The following is a 17,980-nucleotide window of genomic DNA, read 5'->3' on the forward strand; positions in this document are numbered from 1 at the left end:
ATGTTAAAGTTTATCCTTTATAGCGCTGTCAAAAATTCTTGCTAAGAAGGCAAGAATTATGAGAAAAATTTGAAGTGTAGGAAAAAATATGGCGAAAAAAATACCCCCATTTCCACTGAACCACAATTATTCAACCATGCAGATATTTAATTGGATTCTTTATGCCAAAAATAATTATTTTTTATAAATAGTAGATATAAAGTAAAATAATAGCAGTAGTTTAAATTATGCTAAACCTTCTTCAATCAAAGATTTCTTAACTCTTTCAATTGCTTTGATAACGTCTTCTTCAGATTTTGCGCCTGTGCAAACAACTTTACCACTGCCAAAAAGTAGAAGTACTACCTTTGGTTCTTTCAATCTGTATATCAATCCTGGAAACTGCTCGGGTTCATATTCACAATTTGGAAGGGTCAATATAATATCATCTAAGTTTAGTTTCATTTCAAGATCGCCAGATGCTACGATATTTTGTACAACAATATCTGGCTCTTTTTCCATTGGAGTGCCGTAATCTCTCAAGATTTCTATTATTTTGAATATAGCTCTCCTAGATTCTTCGGGGGATTTGGCCCCTGTACACACAAGCTTTCCACTGCCAAAGACTAAAGTTGCAGTTTTTGGTTCGTCCAGCCTGATTACCATTCCGGGAAACTGTTCTGGCTCATATTCGATATTATCTAGAGAACTTGCGGCTTTAACTAGGTCAATTCTATTAAATAAGTTAGCAGAAGTAACAACATTTTGGACGGTCATTTTATACTTACTTAATTTAGATTCGGACAAAGAATACCTCCAAGATTATAATATATTTTATAAGGAGTAATTTATAAATGTATTTATAAAAGTTGTGTAATATGGCCTTTCCTCCAAAAATGGAGACATAAAATGAAAAAATAATAATTCAAATATTAAATTTGAGATAATTTTTGACTTTTTTTTCAACTAGAAATACAACTATAGATTTTGCAAAGTCCCCAGGAATAAATGGAATTCCACCTATAAGAATGGCCTTTTCTAATGAAAGCCCCGTAACAAATGAGAGCCAAAGAATTCCTATTAAATATATTGGAACTAAAGATAAAACAAGTCCCGAGAAACGTAAATTGTTATCTTTGAATTTTTCATATAATAATCCGGCCACAAAAGCACCTGGAATGAATCCAAATAGGAAACCTCCAGTTGGCCCCAATAAAATTCCAATTCCTCCAGTAAAATTGTGGAAAACTGGAGCTCCTATAGAGCCTAGCCCAAGATATACTATCTGACTTAATGCGCCTAATTTTTTTCCTAAGAGTGCACCAGAGAGCAAAACAAAAAACACTTGGAGAGTCAAGGGTACTGGGTAAAACGGAATTGAAATAAATCCGCCAACTGCAGTGAGTGCTGCAAACAGTGCGACAAGAGAAAGTTCTTTTGATTTTATCATTAAAACACCTATTGTAAACTTAGGTATTTAAAAAGTTTACAATCTATTTAAAAAGTTTTCTCTTGGGATTCATAGATCTCATACGCCCTTGATATTGTATCGGAATCATAAGCGTCTTTGTCATCTCTTATCCTTAATAATCTGGGAAATCTAAGGGCAAATCCACTTTCGTATTTAGGAGAATGTTGCATTTCATCGTAGAGTACTTCAACAACTATTTTTGGAATTAAAGTTACTGTTTTACCTTTTTCTTCCAAGATTAATGGTGTCAGTTGCTCTGTAATCTCTGTAAAAAGTTCATCAGAGAGACCTGTTGCCACTTTACCTATTGTTAAAAAGTTACCTTCGTCATCTCGTATACCAAGAAGCAGAGATGAAAGCCATTTTTTTCTTCGCCCTTCTCCCCATTCAGCACCTATTATGACTAAATCCAATGTTTCCAATGTACGTTTAATTTTTAACCATTTTTTCCCTCTAGCACCAGGTTGGTATTGAGATAAGTAATCCTTTATCATGATGCCTTCGTGACCATCGTTAATAGATTTATTGTAAAAATCCTTTATTTCTAAAGGATCTTTTGATACTTTATTATCGGCAATTTTTACAATTTCAGATTCCTTTATTGATGAAACTAAAATGTTTCTTCTCTCTTTTAGTGTTAAATCTATTAGAGATTTATTTTCAATGAAAAGACAGTCGAAAAGAAAAAGCTTCAAAGGTATTTTTTCAGATAACTCTGCAATTTGATATTTTCTCCTTAATCTTCTTAAAACATATTGAAAGGGGGCAATCTTTCCATCCTTGTATGCAACTACTTCCCCCTCACATATTATATTCTCAGGCAGTAAAGTCATTTTTAGTTCAGATAATACTTCTGGTAGTGCATCAGTAATATTTTCTAAACGCCTAGAGAATATTTTAATTGTATCTCCAGATTTGTGCACCTGTATTCTTGCTCCATCGTACTTAACTTCCATTTCTGGTTCCTCTATATCTTTTAGAGCTGAATCAATAGAGCCCCCTATTTGGGCAAGCATAGGTTTTAAGGGTCGGCCCACAGTCACGTTCAGTTTAGAGAGTTCTTCTATTCCTTTTTTAGAATAAAGCGCTATTAACCCTAAATCGTTTGTCAATAAATACGCTTTTTCAACATCTTTTTTTGGAATTCCTGAAAATTTTGAAATTGCATCGATGATTATCCCTTCGGCGGCCCCAGTCCTCATTTGTTCAAGAATTGTCTTAGCCAAATATCTTGCCTCAATTGGCGATGCTGCTGAAAAGAGTTCAGATAGATATTTGATTTTTTTTTCCTGTGATCCCTTCCCCCCGTAGGCAGATACTTTTTCAAAAAGATCCATAAGATAAGTTATTTCAATTTTAATATCAAAGAATGTTTGTTGTTTTTTTTGTGATATGGCTTTTTCAATTCCTTCGCCAAAATCTCCAGAAGAATATATGAATTTTTCGACTATTTCTTCATTTATTCCCGTTATCTTAGAAATAACTTTCATTAAAAGTTTTGGGCCTATTCCCAGCTCTTTTTCAGTCCATTTGGGAAAAACATAGCCGGCCAATAGTCCAGTTACAAAAGGTAGAATTTCTTCAGGAACTACTAAAAAGAAATCCGATAAAATATCCCTCTTCTCAAGTTTAGAGGAAGTTGAAGTTAATTCTTCATAGACATCGACAAGCTCTTTGTAGAGCATTTAATACCCTCTGTAATTAAGATATGAAACAGTTCCCAATATGGTAATATATGTTGCAAATATCATTTCTATTATTGGAATTCCATATATAATAAATTTTCCTAATAAGTCGGGTGAAAAGAATAAGTATAGAAGATATGAAATAGCTAGAGGAATAGCAGCTAACACAAAAAATGAATAGACAAACAAAATTAAGGAAGGCATTGTATAATGCAAAGATAATAACAAGCTATTCTTTATTGCTTTAAAGGGCGACAAGTTATCTATTATTATTGAAGGAGATGTAAAGTAGAGAAAAGGCGCCAAAAAGAAGCCCATAAATACCAAGATAGGATGTATGGCATAAAATAAAATGCCTGTTAAAAAAATGATAAACGCCATTATATTGGCAAGAAGGACTTTGAATATTTTATAATATGCCTCTTTTATTGAACTTGAATAGTCTTTTTTACCGCTAGTTACAAAGTCTCTCAACAAGATTGAAGAAAGATTAAATGCAAATACCATGAGAATTAAATAAATCAATAATGCAATTAAGATAAATACAGACCACCTATAAACAAATCCGAGAGCATCACCACCTTTTTGGAATAATAGAAGGCTTTCTCCGAGATATTCAAAAAGATATGAAGTTGTAAGGATATAAAATAGTGTCGGGATGACAAAAGGTAAGAATAACTGGATATTGAGACTCTGGCTTGAAACAGAAAAAACCTCTTTTAAGGATAGTTTGGGCATAATCAGAACACAAACTATTGATTAAAAAACGTTTTGGTCACTTAAGTAGAAGGAAAAATAGCAGTAATACTATCAAAAGCAAGAAACCTAATAAAATTCCCCCATACAGAAGGATATTATTCACAGAACTTAACCCTTTAGATGATTCAAGAAGTTGATTACATTTAGATATATAATCTTCACATGAAGCTACTTTTTTCACATTATTAAGATTATTGAACTCAGCGCTTGCTTTTTGGAAGTATGATTTTGCATTCTGGAAGTCATTTGAGGAAAAGTAGTTCTTTCCAATGTTGAAATAATCCATGGCCTTCTTATAATTATCAATTTTTAGCATATTGCTCTGAATTAAATTTATTTTTTGATTATCTCCTAATCTCTGGTAAATATCAAGAGCAGTGTTATAACTAGAACGGGCCTTGTCTAAATTTTCTTCAGACATATATTTATTGGCCTCATTAAGATAATTCTGAGCTTCTATGTATCTAGTTGCCTTTTCGATCATCTCGCCAGATTTTAATGCTGCATCAAAGTCTTGTTTATTTAAAGACGCTTTTTTTGAATCCTCAAAATATAGTATGGACTTCTGATATTCTCCCATATCAAAGAAATATAATCCCATCTCATAAGAAGAACCTGTATTCAGAAATAGTTCACATTTTTGAATGTAATCATCAGCTTCTAGAACTTTGTTTGTATTTTTATCTTTTCTATATTCTTCTCTTGCTATTTTAAAGTATACTAGCGCATCTCTATAATTTTCACTATTAAATGATCCTAAAGCCTGACTGAAATACATATCAGCCTTATTTATGCCCACCATGTTTTCATACGCTGAAATAACATTGGCATAATCGGCTATTACTATATCCAGAGTTCCATTGTGATCCATGTCCTTAATCACTACATATTCAGTCATATAATTATCATTAGAGTTCCATAGAAGATGTCCAAGACCATCCAATAAGAATATTTCACCATAGGCCTTGTTAAATCTATATGTGGCTGAAGACCCTGCGACAATTTCCCCATAACCATCTTCGTTAAGGTCAGATGAATGTACATTAGTTATTGCCTTCCCAAGATTACTTTCCCATATTTTTGCCCCAGTCTTATCAAGCACATATACTTTCTCTCCAGCCGCAATTACTTCAAGATTTCCGTCTCCAAGAATATTTGCAACTTTTATATCTGAGCCTTGTTTAATTGGATAAAGCCACAAAAGATGGAGGGTATTAGAGGATTCTTTTACATGAAAACAATATACATATTTTTCAGATAGTGCAATAATCTCTATTTTTTCATCGCCAACTTGGTAATCACTTCCATTGTCAAGATTTACAGCTACGACTTTCTTTATGTCCATTCCTGCACCAGTACTATAAGTATGAATCATCTCCCAAGTGCCTGCTGAAGAGTTATAATCATAAACAGAAATATTTCCTTCACCAGTAATATTTGACCCTCCAATGATGATCTCTCTTTCTATATCTGAATCAAGATTTGCAGAAGTGATACTATTAATTGGTTTTAGTGTTTTTGCAATGGTAGAGAAATCGTATGTATATCCATCATAATTTATCATGCTAGCATTAACTCCTGCTATAAGGGCCACTTCTTTACCATCGCCAAATACATCTGCCCATTTGATTTCACTTACTGGAACAGACTTGAAATATTCTTTAGCCATACCTTGTTCAGTAAGAATATAAAAATGTGATTCTGTCAATAACAAAATATCTTTTTGCCCATTTCCGTTAAAATCTACCCCATACGCATCTTTTGGGTAGAATTTTGTATTATTTGGATCTGGAGGACTTGGAAGTGAATCTCTTATTGAAGCCATAGTGCTGTCAACATTTCCTATTTCTTTATTCCATATAATCTGGCCATTATAATTGAAAAGATAAATGTACCCATTCTCATATGGCTCACCTCTTTTGAATCCAGTTGTAACAAGAAGTTTACCAACTGAGTCTTGAGAATGATCGATTAGTCTCATAGACATTATCATATCGCCCTTAGGTTTATTTGAGAATTTCAAGGACATTTCGGAAGCAGAAATAACAGATAAGAGTACCAATAATATAAAAAATATAGGAACGACTTTTGATTTTTGAATATTTAAAAATTTTATTTTAGCCATATTCATATCCTAATGCCCTCAAATTTTCATCTACTGATAAGTCTTAATAACACTATTATTAATTATTATTGCTATACTAATATATAAAGTTTTCGCTAAAAATATTAGACAATGTGAAAATTAGAAATTAGATATTGTTAAGCAATACTAAAAATAAAAAACTATTTTTTTAATGAGATGAAAATAACCTAAAATGGAACTTTTAGATTGTACTTCTTTCTGTTTTCTAGTTTCTTTTTGCTTCTGTTCTTTTTAATCTTTGAAAGTTTTTTTACTATCTCTATATCAACTGGTATCTTGCCTTCTTTCCCAATTTCGAGATATCCTTCTTTGGCCGCAGCTTCAAATGCTTTTTGACCTGTTTTAGTTCGCACTATTACAGTATTCCACCCCTCTGGAGCGCCAATTGATCCAATAGATATGTCGGAGAGTTCTGCAGTAAAGTCTGTACAGATTGAACAGCTTTCTTGTTCATATTCTCTGACTACATCAATAGGTATCTTTTGGATATCTCCTGAAACTGAGTAAATAACATAATTACCTGCACCAATGTCAACTTTATATGTATCTTCAGCCCTTATTTCGCCCAGCTCTTCCATCATCTTTATCATTGCATTGTATCTGAAGTTGTGGGTACAAAATAATCCTAATCTAAGTGAAATTTTTTCAGCTACGCTTCTAAGAGATAACGGGTATATCTCAAGTTTTCTTACTGCTTGATGGACACATGGAAGCCCAACTATAGCTATATTTTTGAGATAGTTTGAAGTTGCGGCATCTTTTAGTATGTTCAATGTTGGGGAAAGATTGTACGTTGTTCCTGTTGTTTCAATGAGCTCATCATAATTTGTTACAAGTGCAGACCTTGCAAGCCAATATTTTTCTTTGTCTTTCCCCCCAGTTAAAATACCGTCAATGATTCTAGAGTCAAGACAATAATGCATCAGTGCTGTTGTAGTTCCACCACTTTGAGCAGTTTTTAATATTTCTGGATTGGTGGCCCTTACTGTATAAACTGACATATATCTCCCAAGATATTCATCGATGGATGTACTTTCATCTTTAAAGACAGTTTCATTTATGTAATCAAGCGGCATGTAGCTTCTTGGACATTGAAATCTGCATTCTCCGCATTTCACGCATATCTCGTCCCTTAATACTGGTTTTCCTTCTATGTCGGATAATGCCAATGTAGGGCATACTGCCGTGCAAAGACCACATGAAATACAAAGAGCTCTTTGGGTTATGTACCTAATATTAATCTCTGAATTCTCTTCAATGTTAGTAAAAACTTGGAGATATTTCTCATCGTTTCGCAAAAACGCATCGTAAAATTTTTCTATAATTTCGGCGCTAGGAGGACATCCAGGTATGGCGTAATCCACTTTTACCAATTCACTAATTGGTAAAAATGCATCTGTTTCTGGCGTAGGCATTTGATTTCCGGCTGAGTGCATTAGTATTCCTGTCGTTACAGCACATGCGCCTAGTGCCGCAACTTTTTTTGATCTTTGCCTTATTTCTGTTACAAGTTTCATATTGCCTTTTTCAATGATTCCTACTGCGCCTTCAAATACGGCCAAATCTAATTCGTCAGGTATTTCTCGAGCGTCCATTACTAATGGGTAGTATTTTACATCATAATCATTGAGAAATTCAGTTATCTTTCCAGTATCTAGATGAGACAACAGACAGCCAGAACATGATGCTAATTGGAATACACCGATCTTTGGCTTCACTGTGACCCCCCCATAAAACTTATAATAATATTTTGAACTTTGCCAATAGCATTTCGAACTTCTTCATTCATCTCGATACCCATGCTGTTTGGATCTACTTTGCCCTGAACTAATACTAATTTAACATTAGATGAAAATCTATTTATTTCATGCGAAACATTCATACTATGTGAAGATTTTATGAAATCTTGAGAAGCTATTTCTTTCCCATCTAAAATTAATATGTCTCCTAGTTTTCCGTTAAAATTCCCAGAGTCTATTATATAAAGATTTTTTATTTTATGTTTTGAAGAGTTGATTAGATTTAGAAAAGGCGATATTCCAGAACCACAATCTATTACTACAAGATTGGTAAATCTATTCTCAATTTTCTCATCTTTGAGTTTTCTTATAAATTCTGGACCAAATCCGTCGTCGCCAAAAAGAGGATTACCGCAACCCAATATTAGAGTCTCCTTGCCTAAGTATTCCATTATAAATACCTCCTTTCAATGATCTTTCCATCAATATCTTTAACAATTATGCAGTGAGTTGCACAATCAAGACATGGATCATATGATCTCATGATGACTTCGGCATATTCCTGAGGCGAACCCTCTATAGCTTTACCTATAGTTGGAATATTCCAAGTTGTGGGAGATATTATTTTGTAGTCCCTCATTATTCCGTTATGGTCAGTTTTTGCTGTATGTATTAAAGTTCCTCTTGGAGCTTCATATACCCCTACACCCTCACCTTCTTTAACGATAATGTGATCCGGTTTTGTCTTACCATTGACATCTAATTGATCCAATAGTTCTTCGGCTCTATATGCCATAACTAACATTTCTCTTGCTCTTGCAACATTGATATAAAGTGCAGAATCGCCAGAAAATCTTTTGAATTTGATAAATCTTGCTCTTGGCCCTGTTTCAACTGTTTCACCATAATAGAGAGGAATCATTGTATTGGTCATTCTGCCTTCTTCCTCTTTTCCGTAAAATCTAGAAGGTATTACTTCTCTTATTGCCTCAATGTTGATCTCTTTTCGATCGCCATATGTCATGTGTGTGGCCAGAATACTGGAATTATATATCCCAATGTTATTTGGTAAATTTTCAAGTTTCTTTTCTATTGATTCAATAAATAAGTCTTTTTGTAGGTGTGCATTTTTCTCATATTTTCTGACAAGTCTATACAAACTTGCTGCTGCCCTTTGGCTTATATTTGTATTAAATCCACCTACACAGTAATTGGAAGGATGAATTGCCTCTCCCCCCACAATATCCTTCATTTTTTGCCCAATTCTTCTCAGTTCTTGAATTCTCTCTATTGAATCTTTCTTAATTTTTTCATCGTCTACTAAGTCATTAAGAATTAGAAATTGATGAAGTGCATGATCTTGCATCTTACTTGCAAGACCTAAAATTTCTCTTAATATTAATGCGTCTTGGGGTATTTCAAGTCCAAATGCGTCTTCTAGTGCTTGGCATGATGCTTCAGCATGAGATACTGGACATAATCCACATATCCTCATTGAAGCTCTTGGAGTAAACTCATAAGTTCTACCCAAAGTCAATGATTCAAAACTTCTTACCATTGTCGTTGAGATAAAATATGCTCTTTCAACTATTCCCTCTTCATCCACATGCAGGACAAGTTTTGCATGCCCCTCGTGCCTAGTTGTTGGGTCAAGGTTCACAATCCTCTCCCCCGTGTTCTCCATATTATTCCTCCATAATAATTATTCTTTGTATTTATATACATTTAAATATTGCGGTAATAAAAAATAAAAATTTTGATTATTACACAATGAGAGCAAAAATATTCGGATATTACTTGTTTTCTAGTCTAGATTCCAAAAATTTTTTTAATTTTAGATAGTCGTTTTCTATGCGTATTGGGCATCCACGTCTGCCGTCTACATCTTTCATTGATTCTGGTAGTTTTGGTTCAAAGCCTAGAAGTGTTTTTATTTCTTCAGGGAACTTTGCAGGATGTGCTGTTTCTAAAGAGATACATAATGGATAGTCTCCATTGGCTCTCAAATACAATTCAAGTCCGGCCCAACCAACAGCGCCGTGTGGCTCTAAAACTACATTATATTTTTCATAGACGCTCTTTATTGTATCTCTTGTTTTTTGGTCAGATATACTTACTGAAAATATGTTTGTTTTCATTTTTTTAATATCAGGATATTTGTGAACTTTACCTGATTTATCAACAGTTCCCCCATACAATTCAAAAAACCGAGCCAGATTTGAAGGATGTCCTACATTCATTGCACTTGATATACAAGCTTTTGATGAAGATAATTTCTGATAATTTCCATTATTTAGATAAATAGGAAATTCATCATTTTCATTTACTGCCATTATAAGTTTATGAAGAGGCAATCCCATCCTTCTTCCAAATTCACATCCAAGAGAATTGCCAAAGTTACCTGAAGGAACGGAAATTAGGACTTTTTCGCCTTCTTCTGATTTTTCAAGATATGAATAAAAATAATATACCATTTGTGGCAATATTCTTCCTATGTTAATCGAATTTGCAGATGTTAGATTCAAATTTACTAAATCCTTGTCCTGAAATGCCATTTTTACGAGATTTTGACAATCGTCAAATTTTCCATCAACAGCTAGTGTTGTTACGTTGTTTCCTATTGTATCAAGTTGTTTTTTTTGTCTGCCAGATACTTCACCCTCAGGATATAAAATAAATACATTAATACCTTTTACTCCCTTGAAAGCTTCACCGACTGCACTGCCGGTGTCCCCAGAAGTTGCAACAAGGATATTCAATATTTTTTTATCATCTTTTAAGGCCCCCATAAGCCGCGCCATCATTCTTGCTGCAAAATCTTTAAATGAAGCGGTTGGTCCTTGATCTAGCCTTAGAACATAATTCCTATCGTGGACTTTTTCAATAGGCACTCTAAAATTGTATGCTTCTTTACATAATTTAAGAAGATGATCAGAGTCTATATCAGCATAAAGAAATTTCTCTAAAATTGCATGTGCTACTTCAAAGTATCTCTTTCCCCTTAGATCTTCGAGATCTCCTTTTGAAATATTTGGTATTCTCTCAGGCATGAACAATCCTGCATCAGGAGCTTGCCCCATAATAAGTGCATCTTTAAAACTCACAAGGCCTTTAAAGGGTACAAATCCGGCCTCATTGATATTCCTATTAGTGCTATAATACTTAATTCCACCCATAAATCATACTTTTTCAATAGAATTTATAAACTTTATTCAGACGGTGGAAAAGAGATTTAAAAATAACAGAAAAAGTTGAATGTTTAAAGATAATAAAAATAAATAAAAAATCTTTATGGTTCAAGTCTTCTTCTATCGTGAGGGAATAAAACTCCTTCTCGTATATTCTCAAGATTTAACATCTGCATTATTAGTCTATCTATACCAAGACCAAATCCGCCATGAGGTGGCATCCCAAATCTAAAAGGTTTGAGATATGCTTCAAAAGAAGTTACGGGAAGCCCTTTTTCTTTTATTCTCGTTTTAAGAACATCTACATTATGGATCCTTTGGCCACCTGAACTTATTTCAACGCCTTTGTAGTCAAGATCGAATGCTCTTGCTATTTCATCGTCAAAATTAGTATAAAATGGTTTAGTTGAAAGTGGATATTTTGTCAAGAAGTAAAGGTCATCCCCATATTTTTCCTTTACAATGTTTCCCAATGCTTTTTCTGATTCTGTACCTAAATCTTCGCCGTGGTGAACATTAAACCCACTTTCTTGGAGAAGAGAAATTGCTTCATCATATTTGACCCTCCTAAAAGGCGTAGAAGGAATATTTACTTCAATCCCTAATAAAGAAAGTTCGTCCTTATTATTATCATTGACACATTTTAATATGTGAGAAACTAAATTCTCAAGTATATACATCACGTCTTCTTCATTTTCTATAAACGACATCTCAATGTCTACCGCGTCTGACTCAGATAGATGTCTTCTTGTATTGGACTCTTCGGCTCTGAAATAGTGGGCCATCTCAAAGACCCTGTCCATGCCGGTAGCCATCATGGTCTGCTTGTATAACTGAGGTGACTGTGCTAGAAAAGCTTCTCTTTCAAAATATGAAATTGGAAAAAGTTCAGTTCCTCCTTCTGTTCCTGACGCACTTATCTTAGGGGTCTGAATTTCTATAAAGGACTGACTCAAAAGATATTCTCTTGCAGCCCTTAATAATTCACTTCTTATCTTAAAAATGGCAGTTACTCTTGGTTTTCTTATATCCATGAATCGGTTATCAAGTCTTGTATCTATATCCGCATCAACTTTCTCTGAAGGATCAAGTGGAAGGCTTGGCTCTGCCATATTGATTACTTCAATCTCACTAGGTATTACCTCAAGACCTCCTGGAGCTTGGGGTGACGATTTTACAGTTCCCTTGACTGCAATTACCCATTCCCTCCCTAAAGAATCCATTGATTTAAAAATCTCTTCAGAAACTTTCTTTTTAGGAGCTGTAATCTGAGAAATTCCTCCTCTGTCCCGTAACAAAATAAATTTAATTCCACCAAGATCCCTTCTCTCGTGGACCCAGCCAGCGAGGACTACCTCCTCACCATCTTTTAAATTATCTGAATAACATGTTCTTTTGAGCATTTAGGCCACCGTGCATAATTTATCTTTTAGTAATTTTATTGTTTTAGAAGGTTCAGCCCTGCCTTCTGTTTCATTAACAACTTTACCAAATAAAAAGTGTAATGCATTTTCATTTCCAGATTTGAAGTCTAAAACAGCTTTTGGATTGTCCCCTAAAACTTTTTCTATTATTTTATTTAGGGTATCTTCAGAACTTATCTGATAAAAATTCTTTTTATCCATAAGGATGGGTATTTCTTCGCCGGTATCAACAGCATCTTCTATGATCCACTTAGCATTTTTTACAGAAAGTTCCCCTCTTTCAATATAACCTATCATGTCTGATATGTGTTTAGCGGTAATCTTTGATGTAGATACGGATAAGTTTTTCTCATTTAATCTTCTTTTAACCTCAGTTGCACACCACTTACCAGCTTCAAGTGAATTTGAATTCTTTGCTGATTCTTCAAATAAATCGGATAAATAAAGGTCAGATATTAAAGAATCAACGAGCTCCTCTCCTAGCAGATACTCTTCCATAAATCTCTTCTTTTTATTATGGGGCGATTCTGGCAGGATTGATTCAATTTCGTTAATTATTTCTGGGCTAACATAAATTGGAACAAGATCTGGATCAGGTATATATCTATAATCGGCAACTGTTTCCTTCTTTCTCAAGGTTTTAGTTATCATGCTTGCTTCGTCAAAGTGTCTTGTTTCCATTGAAATTGTTCCACCTCTCTGAACAACTGCCTTCTGTCTTACAATTTCATATTTCAAGGCCTTGTATACTCCTCTTACAGAGTTAACATTTTTTATTTCAATTCTGTTTCCACCCATGATAGAAATATTAACATCCGCCCTGATGGAGCCTGATTCCCCTCTTATGACTCCTAAGTATTCAAGAGAAAGTAGAAGGTCTCTCAAAAACTCTCTGGCATACTCGGGGGATTTTATATCGGGGGCAGTAACTATCTCTGCTAATGGGACCCCGCATCTGTTAAGGTCAACTTTACCTTCTCTGAGTTCATATCTTCCAGGGTCTTCTTCTATATGAATTTCCCATATTTCAACGCCCATGAAGTTACCGTTTCCTAAGATAGGCTGAGATGTTCTCTGATAATTTGATGGTAAATCTGGATAAAAATAATGTTTTCTTTGGACATAAAATGGTTTCTCATAAGCTTTGCATCCTAAGAATAATCCGATTTTTAAAAGATTTTCAAGGGCCTTTTCATTTAACCCCATTGGTTTTGATCCAGGTTGTGATGTACATATGGGGCAAATATTATTGTTTGGAGGAAAATTAATATAATCTGTTGAACATTCACAAAAAATTTTTTGATCTGTTTTTAATTGGACGTGTATTTCAAGTCCAATCTTAAGATTTATATCTTTGTATTTTTCTTCGTGAAGCTGCAATTACATTCCCCCACAAGCAATTTCTACTGCCCTCATCCCTTTCAATAATTTAGATTCGCATAGACTATCGGCATGAAGTTGTAATCCAACAGGGAGATCTTTTACCAAGCCTACAGGTTGACTTGAAGCGCAAATACCTGCAAGATTGGCACTAACTGTGAGTATATCTGATGAATACATGGCAAGAGGATCTGATATTCTATCTCCAATTTTCCAAGGGAGTGTGGGCATAGTTGGCCCAATCAGAAGGTCATATGAATTAAAAATTTGTTTAAAATCTTCTTTAATAGCATTTCTTGCCTTGAGAGCTTTTGTGTACCATCTACCCTTAAACTCTTCCATAGTGATGAATGTCCCAAGTAGAACCCTTCTCTTGACTTCAGTTCCCATCGACGTTTCCCTTGTATTTGAAACTGCTTCTACGATATCTTGTCCTCCGGCATAGTATCCATATTTAAATCCATCAAATTTTGACATTGCTGATGAAAACTCGCTGAAAACAACTAAATAATAAATTGGTATAGAATATTTTATGTTTGGGAGTGAAACTTCTTCTATTATTGCACCTTGTGATTCAAGTTGCCCAATCTTGTCAAATATTATATTTTTTATTTTTTCATCAATACCTTCAAAGAACTCTTTAGCATAGGCAATTTTCATATTTTTTATATCATCATCTTTGAAGTTTTCAACTGATTTGAGGTATGATTTTTTATTATCAACTGTTACAGTATCTCGAAGGTCTTTTCCTGCTATGACATCCAGTAAAAGAGCTATCCCGTAAGTATCTTTTGCAAAAGGTCCCGGACCCTCCAAACTCATGGCCATATCGGAAAGTCCATACCTAGATACCAATCCATAGCTGGGTTTAAATCCATAAACACCACAAAAACTTGCAGGGCATCTTATTGAACCTCCTGTATCACTACCAATAGAAAGATCACAAAAATCTGCAGCTACCGAAGCTGCGCTTCCCGAAGAACTCCCTCCGGGCACATAATCAGTGTTTTTAGGATTTTTTGTTGGGCCAAAATAAGAAGAGGTCCCATCTGAACCGCATGCAAACTCATCCATGTTACACTTACCGATGATTATCCCATCTTCCTTTTTAATCAGATTAGTAACTGTAGCATCGTAAGGGGATATATAATTCTCTAATACTTTTGATCCGCAGGTCATTTTTAGGTTAGAAACTGCAATATTATCTTTAATTGAAACAATAAGGCCAGAGAGTTTTCCTTGAGTTCCATTATTAATTTTTTTTTGAATTTCCTTTGAAGATTTTTCGGCTTCTTCTATATTCAAAGTAATAAAAGCGTTAATTTCACTGTTTCTTTTTTCAATCTCTTCAATCTTAGTATGAAGATGTTCTTCAACTGATTTTGATAATAAATCATTAATGAGGTCTCTAGTAAACATGATATCACTAAATCAAAGATTTCTTGGGACAACTATAAAATCGTCTTCTTTTTTGTTAAAGTTGTTTTTAATACCCTCAATATTATTGAAGGATTTTGGTTTTGAATCTTTTCTCAAAACATTGACATTTTCTACTACATAATAAAGCTCTTTTTCGCCGACTTTAATCTCATCAATAATTGAAAATTCTTTAAGAATTCTCTCAAATTCTTCACGGAATTTTTCTTTTTCTTTATCAGAAAGCTTTAATCTAGCAATTTCTGAAACTCTCTCTATAACACGGTCATCTATAATGGTTTCTACCATTTTTACCCCTTCAAAATTTAAAGTTGTTGACTTAAGATTGCATATAAATGTTTCTCTTATAATATGGCTAGATTAAGCCTTTAAAAGCCTTAAGAATATCAACATCTCTTAAGATACCAATAAGTAGATTATTATCTCCAATGACAGCGATGTATCTCGTTCCCTCTTCTTGAAGTATTTCAATTGCTTGAGATATTGGTAAATTTTGATTAATTGTTGAATATCCTTTTTTCAAGTAGTTTGAAACTGGCTTACTGGGCAAGTAAAAATTACTAGTCCCAATCAAAACTGAAGATTTCCAGTTCCAATCCCAATCGTCTCCAGACTCGCCCTTTGTTCCGTCTGATTCTATAATGCCACTTATTATCTCGCCTGCTCTGATCATATCTGTAGTGTCCAATAATCCTACAAACTTGCCTTCTTCATCAAGAACACCAAGAAAAAATACTTTGAAGTTTAGCATTATTTTAGAAGCTATATATGTGGGAGTTTTTTCCCAAACACTCATAAAATTATTGTGGTCAATAAATTCAGAAATAGATCTATTGATTTTATATTTTTTACTTACTAACGGAAGTATTTCTTTTAATGAGATAGTACCAATAACATTGCCATTTTCAACTACAGGAAGATAATAAAAATCTCCACTTAAAAACAATGAAATGGCTTGCTTAATGGTATCTTTTCTATTTATTAGTGGAACTTCTCTCCTCATTATTAAGGCTAATTGTTCTTCTTCTGGTTTTGAGAGTATATCACTAATGTTAATAATACCAAGAAATGAATCAGTGCCCTCTTTTAATGCAATTAGTTCAGATATATCGTTTTTTTTCATTGTTTCAATTGCAAGAGCCCTATCACTAGGTATAGTGAATTTTAAGAAATTCTTTTTTATAATCCCATCTAATGTCATTTTACTCCCTCATTACGATAAATTTATATAATGGATAAACTTTTTTTTGTTAGTGATTACATGGTAAAGAGAAAACCGCAGGCTGCTGGAGGGGCAATGCCAGCAACTGGTGCTGGACTCATCAGATATTTTGATGAGGACGAAGGAGGATTAAAAATCCGTCCTGAAATCGTAGTTGTTATATGTTTTCTTGTGATAGTCGCCGGTGTACTATTACAGATATTTGGGGCAGAACTTTTAGGCTTCTAATATTTATAAATGTTCATCTTTTTTGTATTCTTTATTAAATTTTTTAAATGGATTTTCTTTACTAAGATATTCATTGTTTTGTCTTTCGCTACCATCAATGCATGTTTCATCCACAGAGACAGTTGTTTCTTCTATCTTATTTTCATTTGATTCATTGTCTAATTTCTCTTCTTCTCCAAAAAGGGTAAATTCATCCTTCATTATATTATCAAATCGTTCTTGTTTTTCTAGATCTAATGTTTCTTCTATCTCATCTTCAATCGGTTTATAAGATGGTTCAGGAGTTACGAACGAAGAGGATTTTGTTACTGGACTCTGATCTTCAAATTTTTGTATAAATCTTCTGGAGCCCTCTAGTTCTCCCTCTAGCTTTGCACATTTCAGTCTTAATTCGCTAAATTCTTCCTCCATTTTAAGCATTTTATTCAGTTTGAATTCTAGCTCAGATTTATCTTCTTTCAAAACCTTTAGTTTTCTTAAAGAATTTTCAAGTTCGTCATTAACTTCATTGAGCTTTATTTTTAAACTGTCGTTTTCAGCCTTGTACATTTTCGCTTTTTTTATTTCTTCTAGAGGAGGAAGTTTTCCCTTTGATACAATAATGCAATCTTTTCCAACAGAAACAATTTCATCAGATACTATAGTGATCTTAGTTTCAAATCTCAAAAGTTTTGATTCGGAACGAGAAAGACCATAACTTTCAGCACTCTGGCCAAGTTTCATATGAATAAGAATTTTACCTTCCACCATTTCAATGTCAACATTTTTAACAAATCCTTTTATAGTGCCGGATATATCTACCAATAGCTTATTAGTAAACTGGCCTTCTGCACCTGACATAACATCCATAAAATCCCTCTTTAATCATTAAAATATAAGAATTATATGTGAATATATTATTTAAACTTATGGTTTATTTTGGCTGTGGGACATAATTCCTTTTGCCCCCCGTAATTTAGGTAAATCTTCTTGGATAATATTAAATCCACTGATAAAGAAAAATCCTGTTGCAATTTTGATTTCTTTAGAATTCAAAGAAAGAATTTTAATTGCTTTGTCCAATGTATTTTCTCCAACGTTATCAATTATTGGATTTATCTCATCAACGTCGTTCATTGAACTCCCTTTTTTTATGTATCTATAATTAAATACTTATTAATGTTATGTTTTTAATATTCGTCTGTCTTATCCTGTAATTATTTCCTTTTCCTTTCATTAAAAAATCTCCCCTATTTTAGGTAGTATCTGGCAAATTACTGCCAGATTCTAGCTTTCTGTAAAATGCCATTTCTGGAGTCTCAAGCACATCAAGATTCAAACTC

The 17,980-nt window shown here is 33.7% G+C and carries 17 protein-coding genes; 1 reads left to right on the forward strand and 16 read right to left on the reverse strand.

What is annotated here, in order from left to right:
- Nucleotides 1-225 precede the first annotated feature (225 nt).
- The 14 genes from KO464_06630 to KO464_06695 form a co-directional block, all read right to left on the reverse strand.
- Complete coding sequence (locus tag KO464_06630; protein MCC7573047.1) at nt 226-756, reverse strand: TATA-box-binding protein; 531 nt, start codon at nt 754-756, stop codon at nt 226-228.
- A gap of 148 nt (nt 757-904) precedes the next feature.
- The gene (locus KO464_06635) at nt 905-1,429 is read right to left on the reverse strand and encodes a biotin transporter BioY (GenBank protein MCC7573048.1); all 525 of its coding nucleotides are present in this window, start codon (nt 1,427-1,429) and stop codon (nt 905-907) included.
- A gap of 47 nt (nt 1,430-1,476) precedes the next feature.
- The gene (locus tag KO464_06640; GenBank protein MCC7573049.1) at nt 1,477-3,135 is read right to left on the reverse strand and encodes an ATP-dependent DNA ligase; all 1,659 of its coding nucleotides are present in this window, start codon (nt 3,133-3,135) and stop codon (nt 1,477-1,479) included.
- Nucleotides 3,136-3,873, reverse strand: coding sequence for a hypothetical protein (locus KO464_06645; protein ID MCC7573050.1), 738 nt, complete (start codon nt 3,871-3,873; stop codon nt 3,136-3,138). It abuts the gene before it with no gap.
- Between the two features lie 37 nt (nt 3,874-3,910).
- Nucleotides 3,911-6,019: a tetratricopeptide repeat protein gene (locus KO464_06650; protein ID MCC7573051.1), complete on the reverse strand. Its 2,109-nt coding sequence runs from the start codon at nt 6,017-6,019 to the stop codon at nt 3,911-3,913.
- 188 nt (nt 6,020-6,207) lie between these two features.
- Nucleotides 6,208-7,758: a Coenzyme F420 hydrogenase/dehydrogenase, beta subunit C-terminal domain gene (locus KO464_06655; GenBank protein ID MCC7573052.1), complete on the reverse strand. Its 1,551-nt coding sequence runs from the start codon at nt 7,756-7,758 to the stop codon at nt 6,208-6,210.
- The gene (locus KO464_06660; protein MCC7573053.1) at nt 7,755-8,231 is read right to left on the reverse strand and encodes a hydrogenase maturation protease; all 477 of its coding nucleotides are present in this window, start codon (nt 8,229-8,231) and stop codon (nt 7,755-7,757) included. Before KO464_06660 ends, KO464_06655 begins: the two co-directional genes overlap by 4 nt.
- The gene (frhA, locus tag KO464_06665) at nt 8,231-9,463 is read right to left on the reverse strand and encodes a coenzyme F420 hydrogenase subunit alpha (protein MCC7573054.1); all 1,233 of its coding nucleotides are present in this window, start codon (nt 9,461-9,463) and stop codon (nt 8,231-8,233) included. The genes KO464_06660 and frhA overlap by 1 nt, the downstream gene beginning before the upstream one ends.
- Before the next feature lie 109 nt (nt 9,464-9,572).
- Nucleotides 9,573-10,955: a threonine synthase gene (gene thrC, locus KO464_06670; protein ID MCC7573055.1), complete on the reverse strand. Its 1,383-nt coding sequence runs from the start codon at nt 10,953-10,955 to the stop codon at nt 9,573-9,575.
- A 113-nt stretch (nt 10,956-11,068) separates the two neighbouring features.
- Complete coding sequence (aspS, locus tag KO464_06675) at nt 11,069-12,370, reverse strand: aspartate--tRNA(Asn) ligase (GenBank protein ID MCC7573056.1); 1,302 nt, start codon at nt 12,368-12,370, stop codon at nt 11,069-11,071.
- Nucleotides 12,371-13,771, reverse strand: a complete 1,401-nt coding sequence (gatB, locus tag KO464_06680; GenBank protein ID MCC7573057.1) for an Asp-tRNA(Asn)/Glu-tRNA(Gln) amidotransferase subunit GatB — start codon at nt 13,769-13,771, stop codon at nt 12,371-12,373.
- Nucleotides 13,772-15,190: an Asp-tRNA(Asn)/Glu-tRNA(Gln) amidotransferase subunit GatA gene (gene gatA, locus KO464_06685; GenBank protein MCC7573058.1), complete on the reverse strand. Its 1,419-nt coding sequence runs from the start codon at nt 15,188-15,190 to the stop codon at nt 13,772-13,774. It abuts the gene before it with no gap.
- Nucleotides 15,191-15,202: 12 nt separating this feature from the next.
- Nucleotides 15,203-15,496, reverse strand: a complete 294-nt coding sequence (gatC, locus tag KO464_06690; protein MCC7573059.1) for an Asp-tRNA(Asn)/Glu-tRNA(Gln) amidotransferase subunit GatC — start codon at nt 15,494-15,496, stop codon at nt 15,203-15,205.
- Nucleotides 15,497-15,563: 67 nt separating this feature from the next.
- Nucleotides 15,564-16,409, reverse strand: coding sequence for a CBS domain-containing protein (locus tag KO464_06695; protein ID MCC7573060.1), 846 nt, complete (start codon nt 16,407-16,409; stop codon nt 15,564-15,566).
- Between the two features lie 30 nt (nt 16,410-16,439).
- On the opposite strand from KO464_06695, the gene KO464_06700 reads away from it, so the two are divergent.
- Nucleotides 16,440-16,658 carry a preprotein translocase subunit Sec61beta gene (locus KO464_06700; protein MCC7573061.1) on the forward strand — a complete coding sequence of 73 codons (219 nt, stop codon included), beginning with the start codon at nt 16,440-16,442 and terminating at the stop codon, nt 16,656-16,658.
- Nucleotides 16,659-16,661: 3 nt separating this feature from the next.
- On the opposite strand, the gene KO464_06705 is transcribed toward KO464_06700, so the two are convergent.
- Together KO464_06705 and KO464_06710 are read right to left on the reverse strand one after the other, a co-directional pair.
- Nucleotides 16,662-17,507 (reverse strand): hypothetical protein, encoded by an 846-nt coding sequence (locus tag KO464_06705; protein MCC7573062.1) that lies wholly within the window; start codon nt 17,505-17,507, stop codon nt 16,662-16,664.
- Nucleotides 17,508-17,564: 57 nt separating this feature from the next.
- The gene (locus KO464_06710; GenBank protein MCC7573063.1) at nt 17,565-17,774 is read right to left on the reverse strand and encodes a hypothetical protein; all 210 of its coding nucleotides are present in this window, start codon (nt 17,772-17,774) and stop codon (nt 17,565-17,567) included.
- Nucleotides 17,775-17,980: the final 206 nt, after the last annotated feature.

Source organism: Methanofastidiosum sp. (assembly GCA_020854815.1).
Taxonomy (GTDB): Archaea; Methanobacteriota_B; Thermococci; order Methanofastidiosales; family Methanofastidiosaceae; genus Methanofastidiosum.